This is a genomic window from Dokdonia sp. Asnod1-B02 (assembly GCF_045063955.1).
Lineage (GTDB): Bacteria > Bacteroidota > Bacteroidia > Flavobacteriales > Flavobacteriaceae > Dokdonia.
Window position 1 is genome coordinate 2,708,581 of record NZ_JBEFNW010000002.1, and the last position, 16,922, is coordinate 2,725,502.

Below are 16,922 nucleotides of genomic sequence, written 5' to 3' on the forward strand. Positions count from 1 at the left end.
TGGTTTTAATATTCAATAGATTAGTTGAGCGTATCTTTTACGATTTGCACAGCTGCTTTGACACTATCTACACGTATAGAGTCCTTTGCTTTTACAGCAGCTTCTCTAGCTGTTTTGGCTAATTCAGATTGCTGTTTTACATTTGCTACAAATTCGTCAAGCATACCTGTAGCATACATAATCCCGCCCACAGCACTCATAAAAAGGCATGATAGTGGTAATAGTATGGCAAGAAACAATATAGTTTTAAGTATAGCCTTTTCTATTGTTAAGTCAAATATTCTATAGAGTACATAAATCGTATAAAATATAGGAAATACAGTAGTCACCACTCCTAGTATCACCTGTGCCATATTTGACCAGATGAAGAGCATACCAAGCACAGACATCAAAATCTGAACCTGAGAATAGGTGTATAAATAGATGACAATATGCTCTATAAAATTATATTGTTTATAGTTCCAAAAAACCAGTTTTGAAATCACAGCATACAGCGGAATACATAGAAAACTAAAGAGGCTTTGATAATCAAAAACAAAGTCCATGTAATCATTCAATACTGTAGTATCAGGGGATTTGAATCCGCTAGCAAATCCATTTGAAAACTCAGAGAAACTCTCAGAATCAATAAACCAATTTCTAAAGAAAAAGGTATAGACACTCGTTATGGTAAGTGCTACAGCAAAATATCCAAAGGCAGACATGTATCTTTTTCTAAGACCTTCTACATAGCCATGGATTACATCTTCTGGTGCGGTAAATAATACGATAAACGTTTTTAAAAATACATTCTCAATATTGAGAAAACGCTCTGTGAAGTCCTCTAGAAGATTACGGGTGTTGAGCCTATTATACATGCGCTTTGCTCCACAATGAGAACAGAATCGCTGGTCTAGTTGTACTGGGGTTCCGCAGTTTTTACAGTGGTCAGAAACTACGAGGACATCTCTGCTTTTTTTAGCAAGCTTACTACTCTTTTTATCTAGCTTACTATTATCTGATGGTTTCTTAGACATGGCGTTACATTAATTCTTGTTCTAATAAAACACGCAGCTCATCTATGGTATCAAAAAGCACAAATTCACCATCCTTTATATAGTTTATAGCACCACTTTCTTCACTTACCACTAGAGCAAGTGCGTCTGTCTTTTCTGTGATTCCAACTGCAGCACGATGCCTAAGTCCAAAGCGTAATGGAATATTGCGTTCTTGAGTTACAGGCAAAATAACACGTGTTGCTGTTATCTTATTATCCTCAATAATCATTGCACCATCGTGTAACGTAGAGTTCTTATAAAAAACACTCTCTATAATAGGTCTGTTTACCTCAATCTCCATACGGTCTCCGGTGTCTTTTACAAATTCTAGACTCGTTGCCCTTCTTATTATGATAAGTGCACCTGTCTTGGTGTTACTCATATTCTCACAAGCTCCTAGAATTGCATGAATATCTAGATTGAGAACACCTTCTTTTTTTGAAAAATTAAAATTCTTAAATAGTCCGCCCTTCGTGAGGTTTGTGCTTCCTATGAGTAATAAAAATTTCCTGATTTCTTGCTGGAAGACTACAATGAGCGCAAACATACCAACTCCTATAAACTGCCCTAGTATAGTACTAAGCATTTCCATTTTGAGAAGTACTGTGAGTTGCCAGATAAGATAAATCACCACAATACCTATAAAGATATTTATAGCTACCGTTCCCTTAACGAGCCTGTATAAGTAAAACATCAAGGTAGCAACGAGCAAAATGTCGATACCGTCTAAGATGCGTAGATTTTCTAAAATTTCCAATAGTCTAGGATTTACGTAAAAATAGCAGAAAAAGGGAGAGCAAAAAATCTAGCACCTAAAAACTTAATTTTAAGTGGCACCACTTTGATTTTGCGGTCTTTACTTTCGGCTTACTTCTAGACTGCGACCCTAACGCTTACTGATATTTAAGAATTTAAAAGATATATTTATTGAGTCACGCTTTCGCGAAAGCGTAATAATCCTACTACACTATTTATGATTTCCACTTGATGTTACAACCCATACTTGGCTTTTGGAGGGTAGATTGGGGCTTACTATTGAAAATGTTATCTAGCGCCTCTCTGAGGTCACGTCCATTTACAGGAATTCCATTACCCGGACGACTATTATCTAGCTGACCGCGATACACGAGCTTGTCATTAGGTCCAAAGACATAGAGATCTGGAGTACATGCCGCCTTATAGTTTTTTGCTACCTCTTGCGTTTCATCAAGCAAGTATGGAAAGGTGAAATTGTTCTTACGAGCGTTTTGCCACATCATCTCTGGCCCATCTTGCGGATACTTAACAATATCATTACTGCTTATGGCAACAAACCCAAAACCAAGCACGCGGTAATCATTTGCAATACGTACAATCTCGTCTATCACATGAACAACAAAAGGACAGTGATTACATATAAACATCACCACGGTACCGCGTTCTCCTTTTATGTCGTGGTAACTACACAGCTGATTTGTAACTGTATCTATAAGTTGGAATTCTGGAGCTTTTGTACCCAGATCGAGCATGGTAGAAGGAGTAAGTGACATGATATTTTTATTTATTAAATGTAGTCGTTTGCAAAATAACAAGTGAAGTTATTGCGCTACTATCTCATAGGACGGTAAGCTACTTAAAAAGTTACGCTTTTATAAAATCAAAAAGCCACTTTCCATAAATGAAAAGTGGCTTTTATAAAATTTACTTCTTACTAGATATAAATAATATCGAGTAAAATTATTTAATCATCTCGTAAGAACGTTTGATAAAGCTAGTAAGCTCCTCTCCTTTAAGAAGGTTTTGAGAAAGCTTTGCTAGATCAAATGATTGCGTAATTAAACGCTTCTTAGTGTCTTCTGAGTCTGCATTGAGAATTTCTGACACAAGTGCATGGTTACCATTTACTACAAGGTTGTACATCTCTGGCATATTACCAAACATGTTCATACCACCGCCACCGCCAGTTTGCTGCATCTCTTTCATACGACGCATAAACTCAGGTTGTGTAATGATAAATGGTGCAGCGTTACTGTCCATCGCTTCTACTTGAACCGTATAAGAAGTAGTCCCTATCGCTTCTGTAATGGTAGTTTTTACAGTTTCCATCTCCTCGTCAGAAAGTTTAGAAATCTCTTCTTCGTCTTTCTTGATAAGATTATTGATGTGATCTCCATCTACACGTACAAAGCTCACGTTCTCTTTACTTGTCTCCAGTTTTTGGATTAAGTGCGGTACAATAGGAGTATCTAATAATAATACTTCATATCCTTTTGCTTTTGCACTTTCAATGTATGAGTGTTGTGCATCTTTATCACTTGCATAAAGCACTACCATTTTACCATCCTTATCCGTCTGGTTGTCTTTTATTTTTGCTTCAAGCTCTTCCCATGTAAAGTAAGAATCATCTACTGTAGGGTATAAAGCAAACTTATCTGCTTTTTCAAAGAATTTATCTTCAGATAACATTCCGTACTCGATAACGAGTTTAATGTCATTCCATTTCTTCTCAAAGTCTGCTCTATCGCTGTTGAATAATGACTTAAGCTTATCTGCTACTTTACGTGAGATGTAACCAGAGATTTTCTTTACGGCACCATCTGCTTGTAAATAGCTACGTGATACGTTAAGTGGAATATCTGGAGAGTCTATCACTCCGTGTAACATTGTCAAGAAATCTGGTACAATACCTTCTACATTATCAGTTACAAAAACTTGGTTTTGATATAACTGTATGCGATCCTTTTGCATGTTCATATCCTGTCCTAACTTAGGGAAGTATAAAATTCCTGTTAGGTTAAAAGGATAATCTACATTTAAGTGAATGTTGAATAATGGCTCATCAAATTGTGATGGATATAATTCTTGGTAGAAATTCTTGTAATCTTCATCCTCTAGATCTGCAGGTTGCTTAGTCCATGCTGGTTCTGGGTTGTTGATGATATTATCTACCTCTTGTGTAGGTGCAGGATCTTCTTCTTTGGCGTCTTCTGGCTTAGGAAGTGTTTCTGTTTTCATACCAAACTTAATTGGCACTGGCATAAACTTGTTATACTTTGCTAGTAATCCAGAGATACGGTTTTCTTCAAGAAACTCTAAGCTATCATCTGCAATGTGTAGTATGATTTCTGTTCCTCTGTCAGTTTTATCTGCCGCTTCAAGTGTGAAGTTAGGGCTACCGTCACACGTCCAGTGTGCTGCAGGCTCATCTTTGTAAGATTTTGTGATAATCTCTACAGTAGAAGCTACCATAAAAGCAGAGTAGAAACCTAGACCAAAATGACCTATAATTCCAGTATCCTTTGCTCCTTCTTCATACTTATTTAAAAACTCCTCTGCTCCAGAAAATGCTAGTTGGTTGATGTACTTTTCAACCTCATCTTGTGTCATACCAAGACCTTGATCGATGATGTGAAGTTTCTTTCCTTCTTTATCTATCTTAATCTCAATTTTAGGATTTCCGTAATCTACACTAGCCTCTCCTATTGAAGTTAAGTGCTTTAGTTTTAGTGTTGCATCTGTTGCATTTGAAACGAGCTCACGAAGAAAGATCTCGTGATCACTATATAAGAACTTTTTAATAAGCGGAAAGATATTCTCTACCGATACATTAATTTTTCCTGTTGACATGTTATATGTGTTTTGATTTGTAATAATTCTTTCTCGCTTAAAGCGAAAAAAGTACCACAACGACATAAGTGACAAACTGACATTTTACAACCTTTTAAAGATAGTAGCTACTTGTTTCTATCTAGTAATACACCTACAATGACAGAGTTTTAAGTGTGAGTAATTACGCTTTCGCGAAAGCGTATAAAAAAACATCCAGCATCTATATGATACTGGATGTCTTATATATTCTTACACTAGCTATATACTTTATAGACTAGCCGTTAATTTGTCAATAGATGGATATTTTACTGCTTTTACATTAGACACATCATAACCAGAAAATCGCTTCATATAGCTACGTATGTTGGTGCCAAAGGCATCTGCAAAACCAATTTCTCCACCAGATCTTAAAAATTTCTTTACACTACCAGGTCCAGCAAGGTGAGCTGCGGCAAGTATACCGGACTCCGTCACTCGTACTCCTGCAATCCATCGTCCTTCAAAACGCTTAATATCACGTCTAAGAACCCATTTATTACGGGAAGCATTTAATAAAAAAGCCTGTTCTTGAAGTAGCGGATCTTCTAAAAACTCAGATCCATCTGTAATACCTAGAAGGTCAAGGGTGGATGCACCAAACTGGTATTTCCCGAGGTAACCAAAACTATTTATCGTTAAGTAATCACCTCTCGATTCTTTAAAAGCAAGTGCTTCTTTAAAACCTGTATAATTTTTTCCGGTAAGTGGTGTGGGGTTAAAAACAAATGGAACTTCTTCAGTTTCATTAGGAAGGGCAACACTGTAATCTAGAGATGTTCCATCTGTAGCGTAGTGAGTAAAATCATATGTTTCGTCAGATGTTGGGGAAATCATCAGAATACCTAACATAAAAGGTAATACAGTAACTTTAGTCAAGTTTCTTAGCATAGGGTTGCTTTTCGATCGCCAAAAGGTCATAATTAAAACCTTTCTTAAAGTGCTCTCTATTTCGGCGCGCAAAAATACAACTATCTTGAGTAATGGACAAGCCTAATCGGCAAATCACTCAAAAGCACTGTTCTGCGCTCATTTACTTGCATTTACGAGGTTATTTACACCTCTTACGACACCTAACAGACTTAAAAACGCTCTCCTCTCTACAATCAATCCCACTTCAAAACGTCAATTTACACTACTAGACGATACAATAACAGTGCAAAAGTAGACCAGAAAACTTCCTTAATAGCAAGACATAACACTACTTTAACATAAGGCATTCAACTATATAGATCCTTAAATAATGCGCAATAAAAAACCCAGACCTATTAGTGTCTGGGTTTTTAGTAATTATAAAGTAGCTTTTGCCGACGCATTTGCGGGGATAATTGATGTATCAAAGTTGCCAAAGCGACTTAGATAAGATGTGAGAGGTACATTATTTGCATCTGCAAATACATCCTCACCACCAGAGTCAAGAAATTTCTTAACGTTTCCTGCTCCGCATAAATGTGCCGCAGCTATGAGACCACTTTCGGTAACTTTATGACCTCCTATTGTTTTACCATCAAAGGCGTTGATATACTCACGTAAAACATATTTGTTCCTTGCTACAAGCGCATCAAATGCACTTTCTTGCATGGCTGGAGAATTCATAAAATCTCTTGCACTGTCTACACCTACCCACTTAAGAGTAGATTGACCAAACTGGTATCTGCCTTTATAACCAAGTCTGTTTACTGCAAAATAATTACCACTGGACTCACTAAAAGCCAAAGCTTCCTTAAAGCCTATATACGATGTTCCCAAAACAGGACTATTAAATCCTCCTGGAAAATCGGGTACAAATGATTCAAGCGTAGGAGTTACAAAAGTATCTGCCTGGTTTTTGAACCACATTGCGGCTATCGCATTGCCATTATCATCTTTTACAATGAAACCTGTAGATATTATAAATAACACAGGTAGCAATACTACTAATAGTAAATAACGTCTCTTCATATAATGAATCGAATTAAAGTTTACAATTACCGACCACTTAGTGTGATCTAATCTTTAGTAATTCTCATAAGAGCTTGCAAGCGCGGCTTGCCATTATTCTATTGTAATTAAAAGAACATATCCCTAATAATAGGAATTTTCTGTTAACCGCGTCTCTATGAGAATCACGGTAACAACTTCAATATAAGGAGCTTTAGTGTGTTAGAAATATCATTTAATACCTGTTAACATGAAAGTTAACAAGGACTTAACGATTGATACCCTTATTGTTGATCCAGCGTCTGTATGCAGCGCTATTTGCATTGTGTTGTGACAATGTCTTAGCAAACTTGTGATATCCAAAGTTTTCTACATCTGCTACAAAGTAATAGTAGTTATGCTTTTCAGGATTGAGCACGGCCTGGATAGCCGTTACATCTGGCATGAATATAGGCCCTGGAGGAATACCTCTATTTCTATAAGTGTTATATGGAGAGTCTACTTCTAGATCTTTATAAAGCACACGTTTTATTACCATGCCCCAATCATTCTTTTCTCTCTTTACGGCATAAATAACAGTAGGATCTGCATCGAGTTTTATACCATCTCTAAGTCTGTTTAAATACACACCGGCCACTCTAGGTCTTTCGTCAGTTTTGGCAGTTTCCTTTTGCACAATGGCTGCTATCGAGTATACTTCTTGCGGAGTTAGATTAAGCGCTTCAGCTTTGGCTAATCTCGTGGCATTCCAGAATTTTTTATACTCACTAAGCATTCTTGCTCTAAAATCTTCTGCACTCGTGTTCCAGAAAAACTCGTAGCTATTTGGGATATACATAGTAAGTGCAGTGTCATTATTAAAGTCATGTTCTCTCAAGAAGTTTGTATCGAGCATCGCTGTTATAAGCGATGTACTGTCTGCTTCTATTTGGGTTGCTACTCTACCCGCCATATCTTGTAAACGCTCTTGGTTATTAAAAGCCACTTTTACAGGTGTATTTTTAATACGGATGGTATTGATAATCTCATTATTACTCATCCCCTTTTTTATAATGTAATGACCAGGTCTTACATTATCATTATATCCTTTCTTTTCGGCTACAGTAATAAAAGAATCTTCGTCTTTTAAGAGTGGTGAGAGATCTGCAACCACATCATTAAAAGCTGATCCTGTTGCAATGTATAAGTGCGCGCGATCATTGTTAAAGGCAGTATTGTCAGAAAAAATAGAAGTGTATACTGTGTAAGCAAATACGCCTCCTATAACAATGCCTATGGCAACTATAAGTAGTAAAATCTTTTTAATGTACATCTAGAATATGTGTTGGTATAGTAATTCGTTTATATATGATTCTTTTCCTGTAGTGAGACTGCGTTTGCGTCTCCACTGTTTTTTAATACCTATTAACTCAAAACCTGCTTTTTCAAATAGTGAGATACTTGCCTTATTATCCTCTTCTATATTAGCATATAGTTGGTGTAAATTGAGATGTGTATTGCAGTAATTTTTGAGAAGGTTAATACTCTCTGTGGCATAACCTTTTCTCTTATGTTCCTCACCAGCAATTACAATACCTATACCTGCTCTTAAATTATGTGGATCAAAGTCAAATACATCAATAAGACCTACAAAACTATGTGAAGTACTATCACATATTACTAAGCGCAATTGACGTACGTCAAAGATATCACGGTGACTGTTTGCTAAGTATTCTTTGAGCACATATTTAGAAAACGGAACAAGTGTCTCTCCCACACTCCATAAACCTTCATCATTTTCTACACGATATACGTGATCAATATCTTCTGGTTCTAGTGCTCTTAAATAGCAATGGGTGCCTTGCAATGTCTTCATTGCCATTCTCCTTTAAAAACAAATGTTGCAGGACCTATTAAATAGATATTAGAATACCCATCATTAGTTTTCTCAAACTGTACAGACAGTTTCCCACCTTGTACATCTAGCGCTACTTTATTGCTAGTGGTTAAGCCATTTGTATGTGCTGCGATTGCAACAGCTGTCACTCCTGTCCCACAGCTCAACGTTTCATCCTCTACTCCACGCTCATAGGTGCGCACTGCAAAATGAGCATTATCTAATTGCTGTACAAAGTTGATATTACTTCCCGCCTCACCATATAAACTACCGTAACGTAATGCTGCTCCTTCGGCTTTTACGTTTACTTTTTCTACATCATCTACCATTGCAATATGATGTGGAGAGCCTGTGTCTAGAAATGTGTAAGCAGCATCTTTCTTAATTTCAGATACATCCTGCATTTTCAGCTGCACGATATCACCTTCTATGGTTGCCTCGTGTAAACCATCTATCGCTTCAAAGGTTGCCTTGTTTTCTATAATAGATAACGCTTTCGCAAAAGCTACCAAACAACGTCCACCATTACCACACATACTACTTTCATTACCATCTGCATTATAGTACACCATTCTAAAATCTGCCGAAGGATGGTTTTCTAACAGCATTAATCCATCTGCTCCTATGCCAAACTTTCTGTCACAGAGCTTTGAGATGAGTTTGGTATCATCTTTGGGAAAGTATTGAGTACGGTTATCTATGATTACAAAATCATTGCCAGTACCTTGATATTTTGAAAATGGGATTGTCATTTTTAATGCTTTATTACGACAAAAATAGCAAATCTCGATTTCGTTTCTCGTGTTAAATGGCAGTTAAATAGAAACCGTAGATATACTAAATTTTTAATTTTAACGATTATTGATTAAATGCAACGGACTATGAAAAAAATCGCAGGAACACTTTTAATCGCCGTACTAGCAGGCGCAATAACGCTAGGGTCATATAAACTCTTCATTGAGCAGCCTATACAAGTAGCTTCTTACCCTACTCAAATAGATAACACACCTACCTATAAACCGGTCAATTATGAAGCACTCACTGCTGCTGCAAGTGGTGTAGATTTTACAGAAGCTGCCGAAAGAACGGTAAACGGAGTTGTACACGTTAAAAACGTACAAGAATATAGACAGCCTCGTAATATGATGGAATATCTGAGAGGAGGCGGCCAGGCAAACAAAGGCATTGTAGGTGCAGGAAGTGGAGTTATCATCTCTGGCGACGGCTTTATAATCACAAACAATCACGTGATAGATGGCGCTACAGAAGTTGAAGTCACTTTAAACAACAACAAAACCTTCATGGCAGAAGTGGTAGGTAAAGACGCAAAGGCAGACATCGCAATATTAAAAATAGATGCTGGTGAGGAACTTCCTTATATCCCATTTGGCGATAGTGACGGCACAAAAGTAGGAGAATGGGTACTTGCCGTAGGTAATCCATTCAATTTAACCTCTACAGTAACCGCAGGGATTGTATCTGCAAAAGCTCGTGATATAGATGAGCGCGATGCAAACTACCAGTCTTTTATACAAACAGATGCAGCTATCAACCCTGGGAACAGCGGTGGAGCTTTGGTGAATATCTTTGGTGAGTTAATTGGTATTAATACTGCCATCACCTCACAAACTGGATCTTACGTAGGATACGCATTTGCCGTACCTTCAAATAATGCTCGTAAGATCATGGAAGACATCATGCAGTTTGGTTCGGTACAAAAAGGAATCTTGGGAGTAAGTGGTGGTACACTTACAGCCGAAATTGCAAAAGCCGAAAACCTAAAAACTGCCGAAGGCTTTTATGTAGCTGGTGTAGAGTTTGAAAGTGGCGCAGAACAAGCAGGATTAAAGACTGGAGATATCATTAAGAAATTAGACAATATTAATATCACAAAATTTTCTGATCTCACTGGATACATTAATTCAAAACGACCTGATGATGTTGTTCAAGTTGAAATCTTAAGAGACGATACTAAAATGACACTACCTGTCAAGTTAATAAAGTCAATCACTTTTGACATTGAGCGATTAGGGATACAAGTTAAAAATGCATCGCCAAAAGACCTTGCAAAATACAAAGCCAAAAATGGCGTAGTAATAAGCCAGACGCTCACAGAAGCTATGAAACGTTATAGAATCGAGGGTCTTGTAATCTCAGAGATAGATGACGTAATGGTAAACTCAATTGAAGACGTAAAAAACATCTTTAAAAACAAGAGTGTAAACGAGCCAGTAAGCATCGTTTTTGTAGACCAAAAAGGAGAACGCAACCGCTTTATCTTCGATTAAACATAACACACGTAAAGCAAATAACCCTTCCATACCGGAGGGGTTATTTTTTTACATCAAATTCAACAACGAAATCGTTTGCGTACCCACTTAAAATATATACTTTTGCCGAAAATTTAAGTGAATTTACATTTTCGTAAAACCAAAACAAACCTTTTAACTACATCGTAATGAGTCAATCAGAAACGTACGAAAAAGAACTATCCTTTCAAGCAGATCGCCGTAGAGCAACTGTAGAATTTATTAAAATTGCTAGTGATTTATGGTACGACAGCGCCATAGAACTTGTAGTATTTAGAAATCAAGTAATGGATCGCAACGTGAGCCAGATTCTAGATTTACACGAGTATGCAGGTGCCTTTGTAGGAAAGCCTATCTCAATTTTTGATAGTGTAGAAATCGCAGAAGCAATCAAGCAACTTAACCTTCCTCCTTCTAAGCTAGACATAGGTAAACTTACTTATGAGTATCACCTAGAGGATAATGCAAATGCAACTAGTTTTGTAGCGCAGCGCTTAAAGCCTGCCGAAAATGTAACTCCTATTGAGCCTAAGGATGTTGTTCTTTACGGTTTTGGACGTATAGGTCGTCTTGTTGCAAGAGAGTTAATGACTCGCACTGGCAAAGGAAGCCAGCTACGTCTTAGAGCAGTAGTGACTCGTGGTGTAGTAGATCAAACGGTTCTTGAAAAAAGAGCTAGCCTTCTTAAAAGTGATTCTGTACACGGTGACTTTACAGGAACTGTAACTATAGATGCAGAAAATAAAGCACTTATTATTAATGGTACTACGGTAAACTTCATCAGTGCAAACGCACCAGAAGATATCGATTATACTGCATACGGAATCAGCGATGCGCTGGTTATTGATAATACTGGAGCCTTCCGTGATAAAGAACAGTTAAGTAGACATTTAGTAAGCAAAGGAGCTGCTAAAGTACTTCTTACTGCTCCTGGAAAAGGGATTCCTAATATTGTACACGGTGTAAACCATACAGAGCACAATCCAGATGAGGTAAATATCTTCTCTGCAGCTTCTTGTACTACTAATGCTATTACTCCTATTCTTAAAGCGATAGACGATACATTAGGCGTACAAACAGGACACCTAGAAACGATACACGCTTATACTAACGATCAAAACCTAGTTGATAACATGCACAGCAAGTACCGTAGAGGTCGTGCTGCTGCACTTAACATGGTAATTACAGAAACTGGTGCTGGAGCTGCAGTGAGTAAAGCGCTTCCTCATTTTGAAGGAAAACTTACTTCAAATGCGATACGTGTTCCTGTACCTAACGGTTCACTTGCGATACTTAATCTAGAACTCAATAAGAAAACAAGCATAAAGGGAATCAACACGCTTCTTAAAAAATATGCGCTTGAAGGAGCTCTTGTAGAGCAAATCAAGTATTCTATTGATAACGAACTCGTATCTAGCGACATCATAGGATCATCTGCTCCTAGTATTTATGATAGTAATGCTACGATAGTACGTAAGGACGGTAAAAACGTTGTGCTCTACGTTTGGTATGATAACGAGTATGGATATAGCCATCAAGTTATACGCCTTGCTAAGTACATAGCAAAGGTGCGCAGATTTACATATTACTAGGATTATACTTGTAGTTGTTACGCTTTCGCGAAAGCGTGATGTAAACACAAGGTAGATTGCTTCACAGTAATCTTAAGCATACACATAAAGCCACCTCACCAGGTGGCTTTTTATATTTGTGAGATTGTTAACGCAAGTAATTTTAACATTTACAGACATTTGCGCTATGAATAATATTGAGCAAAAGACTAAGCGCAAAGCGGTAAAGAAAAAAAGATACTGGATTCCGGTTACTATTATTTTACTGCTCATAATTGCAAGATTACTTCTCCCTTATATTGTAAAGAAGTATGTAAATAAAACTCTTGCAAACATCCCTGGTTATTATGGCCAAGTGGAAGACATTGACATAGCACTTTACAGAGGAGCTTATGTGATAAAAGGACTCTACTTGAACAAGGTTGACGCACAAACGCAGGTGCCATTTCTCAATTTTCCGCAAACAGATATTTCTGTAGAGTGGAAGTCTATTTTTGATGGAAAAATTGTTGCCGAGATAAAGATGTACAGTCCGCAGGTAACATACATTTTTGAAGATCAAAATACTCCAACAGAAGGACAAGAGGCAGATGTAGATGATTGGACTGCTGTACTTACAGATCTTGTACCCTTAGAAATAAACCATTTTGAAGTACATGATGGAAAACTAGGATTTGCACAAATAACCACTGAGCCACAAATAGATTTATACATGGATCAAGTTGAACTCACTGCAGATAACCTGCGCAATGTAAAAGAAACAGAGCGCAATTTACCCTCACCTATAAAAGCTACGGGCGTGACTATTGGTCAGGGCTTATTTGACCTAGATGGTAAAATCAACCTTATCAAAGAGATTCCAGATATAGACATTGATTTTGCGCTAGAAAACGCAAATATCACTGCTATTAATGATCTTACAAGACACTACGGAGGGATTGACTTTAAAAGTGGCACCGTAGAAGTTTTTGGAGAGATTGCAATAGCAGATGGATATCTTAAAGGTTATGTAAAACCACTTATAGAAGATAGTAAACTGATAAGCAAGGAAGACGGTATCTTAGGAGTAATATGGGAAGGGTTTGTAGGAGTTTTTAAGTTTATTCTCAAAAACCAAGGAACAAATACCCTTGCGCTTAAGGTTCCGCTAGAAGGCGATCTTAATAATGTAGAAGCAGGAGTTTTTCCTACGATATTTAGCATTTTTGAAAATGGATGGATTAATGCTTTTAAAACGAATGTAGATGAAGAGATTAATTTTTCTGACGCAGAGGCAGAAGCAGATAGAATATCTGAGGAAGAACTAGAAGCAATGAGTGGAAAAGAAAGAAGAGCTTACAAAAAAGAACAACGTATAAAAAGGAGAGAACAAAGACGCAAGGAACGACAATCAGAAAATGACGCGAAAGAATCAATATAATTGCTACAGAACGGAAGAAATAATGATATTTTTGAATATCGAGACGTCCAGCATTAAGACTTTACACGTATTTTTGTAAACCGTAGGATTTAACAATCCGCAATTATATTTAAACAACAACCTATATGAGATTTTTTACTAGAGCAATTGCTTTTATATTCCTCCTGTCATTTTCTGTGACACATGCTCAAGATGCTACTAAAACAATAGACGAACAATTTACCGAAGTCATCGAGGGTTCTAATAACTATCAGCAATTTAAGGTTATTGATAAAGTAAAAATGACGCGCTTGCAACAAAATGCAAAAGCACGTATTGATGTATTGCAGTCAGAAATAGAAAATCTTAAGTCTGAAATGAATAAGCAGCAAACAGCTGCCTCAAAAGTAAGCGCCGACTTAGAAAAAATACAATTAACGCTTACAGAAACTGAAGAGGAAAAAGACTCTATAAACTTCTTTGGCATCCAGATGAGCAAAGGAAGTTACCAGACCATGATGTGGAGTATTATTGGACTTCTATTACTTGGACTTGTGTTTTTTATTTTCAAGTTTAGAAGCAGCAACGTACTTACTAAAGAAGCACAACACAAACTTGATGAAACAGAAGTTGAGTTTGATGAGTACCGTCGCAAAGCACTAGAAAAAGAACAAAAATTAGGACGCCAGCTTCAAGACGAGCGTAATAAAGCACTTAAGTCTGCAAAAGGATAGTCTGCTTATTTTTAAGAAAATCAAAAAATCTGTACTTTGTAGTACAGATTTTTTTTATGCATATACGCAAAGCCACATTACAAGACCTAGACATAGTAACACCACTGTTTGACGGGTATAGACAGTTTTATAGACAAGCATCAGACCTTGAAGGGGCAGGCGCATTTCTAACGGAAAGGCTTACCCATAATGAGAGTACTATTCTTATAGCCTTTCATGACAGAGAAGAAACGGAAGCTGTAGGATTTACTCAGCTTTACCCACTTTTCTCATCTGTGAGCATGGAGCGCATGCTGCTGCTTAATGATTTATATATAACCCCAATTCACCGTGGAAAAGGTATAGGTACATTACTCATAAACAGCGCAAAAGAACTATGCGTATCGTTACAGCAAAAAGGCATCGTTTTACAAACTGAGACTACAAACCCTGCTCAACAACTTTATGAGCGCCTAGGATTTAATAAAGACCCCGATTTACATTACTTTTGGGCTCGCTAGTATAATACCCCAATTACAATAGCTCAACCTTATCAAGATTATGAGAATAGATATCATTACCGTTGTACCAGATTTACTTAAAAGCCCTTTTGAAGCTTCTATCATGCAGCGATCAATTGCAAAGGGATTAGTAGATGTGCAGTTTCATAATCTACGTGATTACACAGATACAAATTATAAGCAAGTAGACGACTACCAGTTTGGTGGTGGTGCGGGAATGGTAATGCAGATTGAGCCTATAGACAAATGTATCTCTAAGCTCAAATCTGAGCGTGATTATGATGAGGTGATCTATATGACACCAGATGGCGAGACCCTTGATCAAGGAATGGCTAACACTATCTCTCTTAAAGGCAATATTATCATTTTGTGTGGTCATTATAAAGGAGTAGATCAGCGAGTGAGAGATCATTTTATAACCAAAGAAATATCCATAGGAGACTACGTTTTGAGTGGTGGAGAGCTTGGCGCTCTTATACTCTGCGATGCGGTGATACGATTAATTCCTGGCGTGCTAGGTAATGAGACTTCGGCGCTTACAGATAGTTTTCAAGATGGATTACTCGCTCCACCTATTTACACACGCCCAGCAGAATATAAAGGCTGGAAAGTCCCTGAGATTTTAACAAGTGGTAACACTCCTAAAATTGAAGAATGGCGAGAAGAACAAGCATACCAAAGAACAAAAGAAAGAAGACCGGATTTACTAGATGAGTAATGAGTACGCTTTCGCGAAAGCGTAACCTCAACAATTAACATCACTTGGTTTTTTAGAACATACATTATCAATTTAAATACACCCACTTTCTGGGAAACATATGATTACAACAGATCACATAAAATCACTCCAAGAGCGCGTAGACGGCTTAAGGAGATATCTTTGACGTAGATCGTAAGCGCATCGAGATACAAAACGAGGAAGAAAAAACCTTTGACCCAAATTTCTGGAATGACCCTATGGAAGCTGAAGCTTTTATGAAGGCTTTGCGTTCTAAAAAGAAATGGGTGACAGATTATGAGGATGCTCAAACTTTTATAGAGGACCTTGAAGTCTTGTATGAATTTGCAAAAGAAGGAGAAGCTCCCGAAGAGAATGTGCAAGATCGTTACGATAAGGCAGCTGCTTTTATAGAAGATATCGAGTTTAGAAACATGCTTTCTGAGGAAGGTGATGAGCTTAGCTGTGTCTTACAAATAACCGCTGGTGCTGGTGGCACAGAGAGTTGCGACTGGGCTGCAATGCTTATGCGCATGTACTTAATGTATGCAGAAAAGCAAGGCTGGAAGGTGAAAGAACTTAATTTTCAAGAAGGTGATGTTGCGGGTATAAAAACCGTATCGCTAGAGATAGAAGGAGACTTTGCTTTTGGCTGGTTAAAAGGTGAAAACGGTGTACACAGACTGGTGCGCATCTCCCCTTTTGACAGTAATGCAAAACGCCATACTTCATTTGCCTCTGTATACGTGTATCCACTTGTAGATGATAGTATCGAGATAGAAATTAACCCAGCAGACTATGATATTGTAACCGCTAGATCTTCTGGTGCTGGAGGGCAAAATGTAAACAAGGTTGAGACTAAGGTCCAACTTACCCACCACCCTACTGGTATACAAATCTCTTGTTCTGACTCGCGCTCACAACACGACAACCGAGCAAAAGCATTACAGATGCTACGTTCTCAGCTATATGAACTTGAACTACGTAAACAAATGGAAGCCCGTAATGCGATAGAAGCAGATAAGAAAGCCATTGAGTGGGGATCACAAATACGCAATTACGTATTACATCCTTACAAGCTCATAAAAGATGTACGTAGCGGCGTAGAGACGGGTAATACAGATGCTGTACTAGATGGTAACATAGACCTCTTCTTAAAAGGTTACCTAATGATGATGGGACAAGAAGAAGCGAGTGATGAGCTATAAAAAGGATCAATTTTAAATAAAAAAAA

16 protein-coding genes are annotated in these 16,922 nt (G+C 37.5%); 7 read left to right on the top strand and 9 right to left on the bottom strand.

Going from position 1 to position 16,922, the window contains the following annotated elements; genetic code table 11:
- Positions 1-20 precede the first annotated feature (20 nt).
- The 9 genes from ACJJVU_RS12185 to dapF form a co-directional block, all read right to left on the bottom strand.
- A complete protein-coding gene (locus ACJJVU_RS12185; RefSeq protein ID WP_405225843.1) occupies positions 21-1,016 on the bottom strand; it encodes a DUF3667 domain-containing protein in 996 nt (331 codons plus the stop codon).
- 4 nt (positions 1,017-1,020) lie between these two features.
- Positions 1,021-1,794: a diadenylate cyclase gene (locus ACJJVU_RS12190; protein WP_298325686.1), complete on the bottom strand. Its 774-nt coding sequence runs from the start codon at positions 1,792-1,794 to the stop codon at positions 1,021-1,023.
- A gap of 214 nt (positions 1,795-2,008) precedes the next feature.
- The gene (locus ACJJVU_RS12195) at positions 2,009-2,566 is read right to left on the bottom strand and encodes a thioredoxin family protein (RefSeq protein ID WP_339848456.1); all 558 of its coding nucleotides are present in this window, start codon (positions 2,564-2,566) and stop codon (positions 2,009-2,011) included.
- A gap of 187 nt (positions 2,567-2,753) precedes the next feature.
- Positions 2,754-4,643, bottom strand: a complete 1,890-nt coding sequence (htpG, locus tag ACJJVU_RS12200; RefSeq protein ID WP_405225847.1) for a molecular chaperone HtpG — start codon at positions 4,641-4,643, stop codon at positions 2,754-2,756.
- Between the two features lie 249 nt (positions 4,644-4,892).
- Positions 4,893-5,552: a peptidoglycan-binding protein LysM gene (locus ACJJVU_RS12205; RefSeq protein ID WP_405225850.1), complete on the bottom strand. Its 660-nt coding sequence runs from the start codon at positions 5,550-5,552 to the stop codon at positions 4,893-4,895.
- 399 nt (positions 5,553-5,951) lie between these two features.
- On the bottom strand, positions 5,952-6,602 hold the full coding sequence (locus ACJJVU_RS12210) for a peptidoglycan-binding protein LysM (protein ID WP_405225852.1): 651 nt from the start codon (positions 6,600-6,602) through the stop codon (positions 5,952-5,954).
- Positions 6,603-6,849: 247 nt separating this feature from the next.
- Positions 6,850-7,893: an endolytic transglycosylase MltG gene (mltG, locus tag ACJJVU_RS12215; RefSeq protein WP_405225855.1), complete on the bottom strand. Its 1,044-nt coding sequence runs from the start codon at positions 7,891-7,893 to the stop codon at positions 6,850-6,852.
- Positions 7,894-8,436 carry a GNAT family N-acetyltransferase gene (locus tag ACJJVU_RS12220; RefSeq protein WP_013749679.1) on the bottom strand — a complete coding sequence of 181 codons (543 nt, stop codon included), beginning with the start codon at positions 8,434-8,436 and terminating at the stop codon, positions 7,894-7,896. It lies immediately after the preceding gene.
- Positions 8,433-9,209, bottom strand: a complete 777-nt coding sequence (dapF, locus tag ACJJVU_RS12225; RefSeq protein ID WP_405225859.1) for a diaminopimelate epimerase — start codon at positions 9,207-9,209, stop codon at positions 8,433-8,435. The genes ACJJVU_RS12220 and dapF overlap by 4 nt, the downstream gene beginning before the upstream one ends.
- A 129-nt stretch (positions 9,210-9,338) precedes the next feature.
- On the opposite strand from dapF, the gene ACJJVU_RS12230 reads away from it, so the two are divergent.
- The 7 genes from ACJJVU_RS12230 (at position 9,339) to prfB (ending at position 16,896) form a co-directional block, all read left to right on the top strand.
- Positions 9,339-10,745, top strand: coding sequence for a trypsin-like peptidase domain-containing protein (locus ACJJVU_RS12230; protein ID WP_405225862.1), 1,407 nt, complete (start codon positions 9,339-9,341; stop codon positions 10,743-10,745).
- 170 nt (positions 10,746-10,915) lie between these two features.
- On the top strand, positions 10,916-12,358 hold the full coding sequence (locus ACJJVU_RS12235; RefSeq protein WP_405225865.1) for a glyceraldehyde-3-phosphate dehydrogenase: 1,443 nt from the start codon (positions 10,916-10,918) through the stop codon (positions 12,356-12,358).
- Positions 12,359-12,524: 166 nt separating this feature from the next.
- A complete protein-coding gene (locus ACJJVU_RS12240; RefSeq protein ID WP_405225868.1) occupies positions 12,525-13,757 on the top strand; it encodes a DUF748 domain-containing protein in 1,233 nt (410 codons plus the stop codon).
- A 125-nt stretch (positions 13,758-13,882) separates the two neighbouring features.
- On the top strand, positions 13,883-14,470 hold the full coding sequence (locus ACJJVU_RS12245; RefSeq protein WP_298325716.1) for a hypothetical protein: 588 nt from the start codon (positions 13,883-13,885) through the stop codon (positions 14,468-14,470).
- 56 nt (positions 14,471-14,526) lie between these two features.
- Positions 14,527-14,970, top strand: a complete 444-nt coding sequence (locus tag ACJJVU_RS12250; RefSeq protein ID WP_405225872.1) for a GNAT family N-acetyltransferase — start codon at positions 14,527-14,529, stop codon at positions 14,968-14,970.
- Positions 14,971-15,010: 40 nt separating this feature from the next.
- A complete protein-coding gene (trmD, locus tag ACJJVU_RS12255) occupies positions 15,011-15,688 on the top strand; it encodes a tRNA (guanosine(37)-N1)-methyltransferase TrmD (protein WP_298325723.1) in 678 nt (225 codons plus the stop codon).
- 100 nt (positions 15,689-15,788) lie between these two features.
- Positions 15,789-16,896, top strand: a protein-coding gene (gene prfB, locus ACJJVU_RS12260) for a peptide chain release factor 2 (protein ID WP_405225875.1) whose coding sequence is annotated in 2 segments (ribosomal slippage) — positions 15,789-15,851 and positions 15,853-16,896 — 1,107 coding nt in all. Because the reading frame shifts where the segments join, the coding sequence is not laid out codon by codon here.
- Positions 16,897-16,922: the final 26 nt, after the last annotated feature.

What these genes read in the sequence shown, in the direction of transcription:
- ACJJVU_RS12210 (WP_405225852.1), bottom strand. Translation starts at nt 6,602, where the DNA reads ATGAAGAGACGTTATTTACTATTAGTAGTATTGCTACCTGTGTTATTT.
- htpG (WP_405225847.1), bottom strand. Translation starts at nt 4,643, where the DNA reads ATGTCAACAGGAAAAATTAATGTATCGGTAGAGAATATCTTTCCGCTT.
- ACJJVU_RS12220 (WP_013749679.1), bottom strand. Translation starts at nt 8,436, where the DNA reads ATGAAGACATTGCAAGGCACCCATTGCTATTTAAGAGCACTAGAACCA.
- mltG (WP_405225855.1), bottom strand. Translation starts at nt 7,893, where the DNA reads ATGTACATTAAAAAGATTTTACTACTTATAGTTGCCATAGGCATTGTT.
- ACJJVU_RS12235 (WP_405225865.1), top strand. Translation starts at nt 10,916, where the DNA reads ATGAGTCAATCAGAAACGTACGAAAAAGAACTATCCTTTCAAGCAGAT.
- ACJJVU_RS12245 (WP_298325716.1), top strand. Translation starts at nt 13,883, where the DNA reads ATGAGATTTTTTACTAGAGCAATTGCTTTTATATTCCTCCTGTCATTT.
- ACJJVU_RS12195 (WP_339848456.1), bottom strand. Translation starts at nt 2,566, where the DNA reads ATGTCACTTACTCCTTCTACCATGCTCGATCTGGGTACAAAAGCTCCA.
- ACJJVU_RS12185 (WP_405225843.1), bottom strand. Translation starts at nt 1,016, where the DNA reads ATGTCTAAGAAACCATCAGATAATAGTAAGCTAGATAAAAAGAGTAGT.
- ACJJVU_RS12250 (WP_405225872.1), top strand. Translation starts at nt 14,527, where the DNA reads ATGCATATACGCAAAGCCACATTACAAGACCTAGACATAGTAACACCA.
- ACJJVU_RS12230 (WP_405225862.1), top strand. Translation starts at nt 9,339, where the DNA reads ATGAAAAAAATCGCAGGAACACTTTTAATCGCCGTACTAGCAGGCGCA.
- ACJJVU_RS12240 (WP_405225868.1), top strand. Translation starts at nt 12,525, where the DNA reads ATGAATAATATTGAGCAAAAGACTAAGCGCAAAGCGGTAAAGAAAAAA.
- trmD (WP_298325723.1), top strand. Translation starts at nt 15,011, where the DNA reads ATGAGAATAGATATCATTACCGTTGTACCAGATTTACTTAAAAGCCCT.
- dapF (WP_405225859.1), bottom strand. Translation starts at nt 9,209, where the DNA reads ATGACAATCCCATTTTCAAAATATCAAGGTACTGGCAATGATTTTGTA.
- ACJJVU_RS12205 (WP_405225850.1), bottom strand. Translation starts at nt 5,552, where the DNA reads ATGCTAAGAAACTTGACTAAAGTTACTGTATTACCTTTTATGTTAGGT.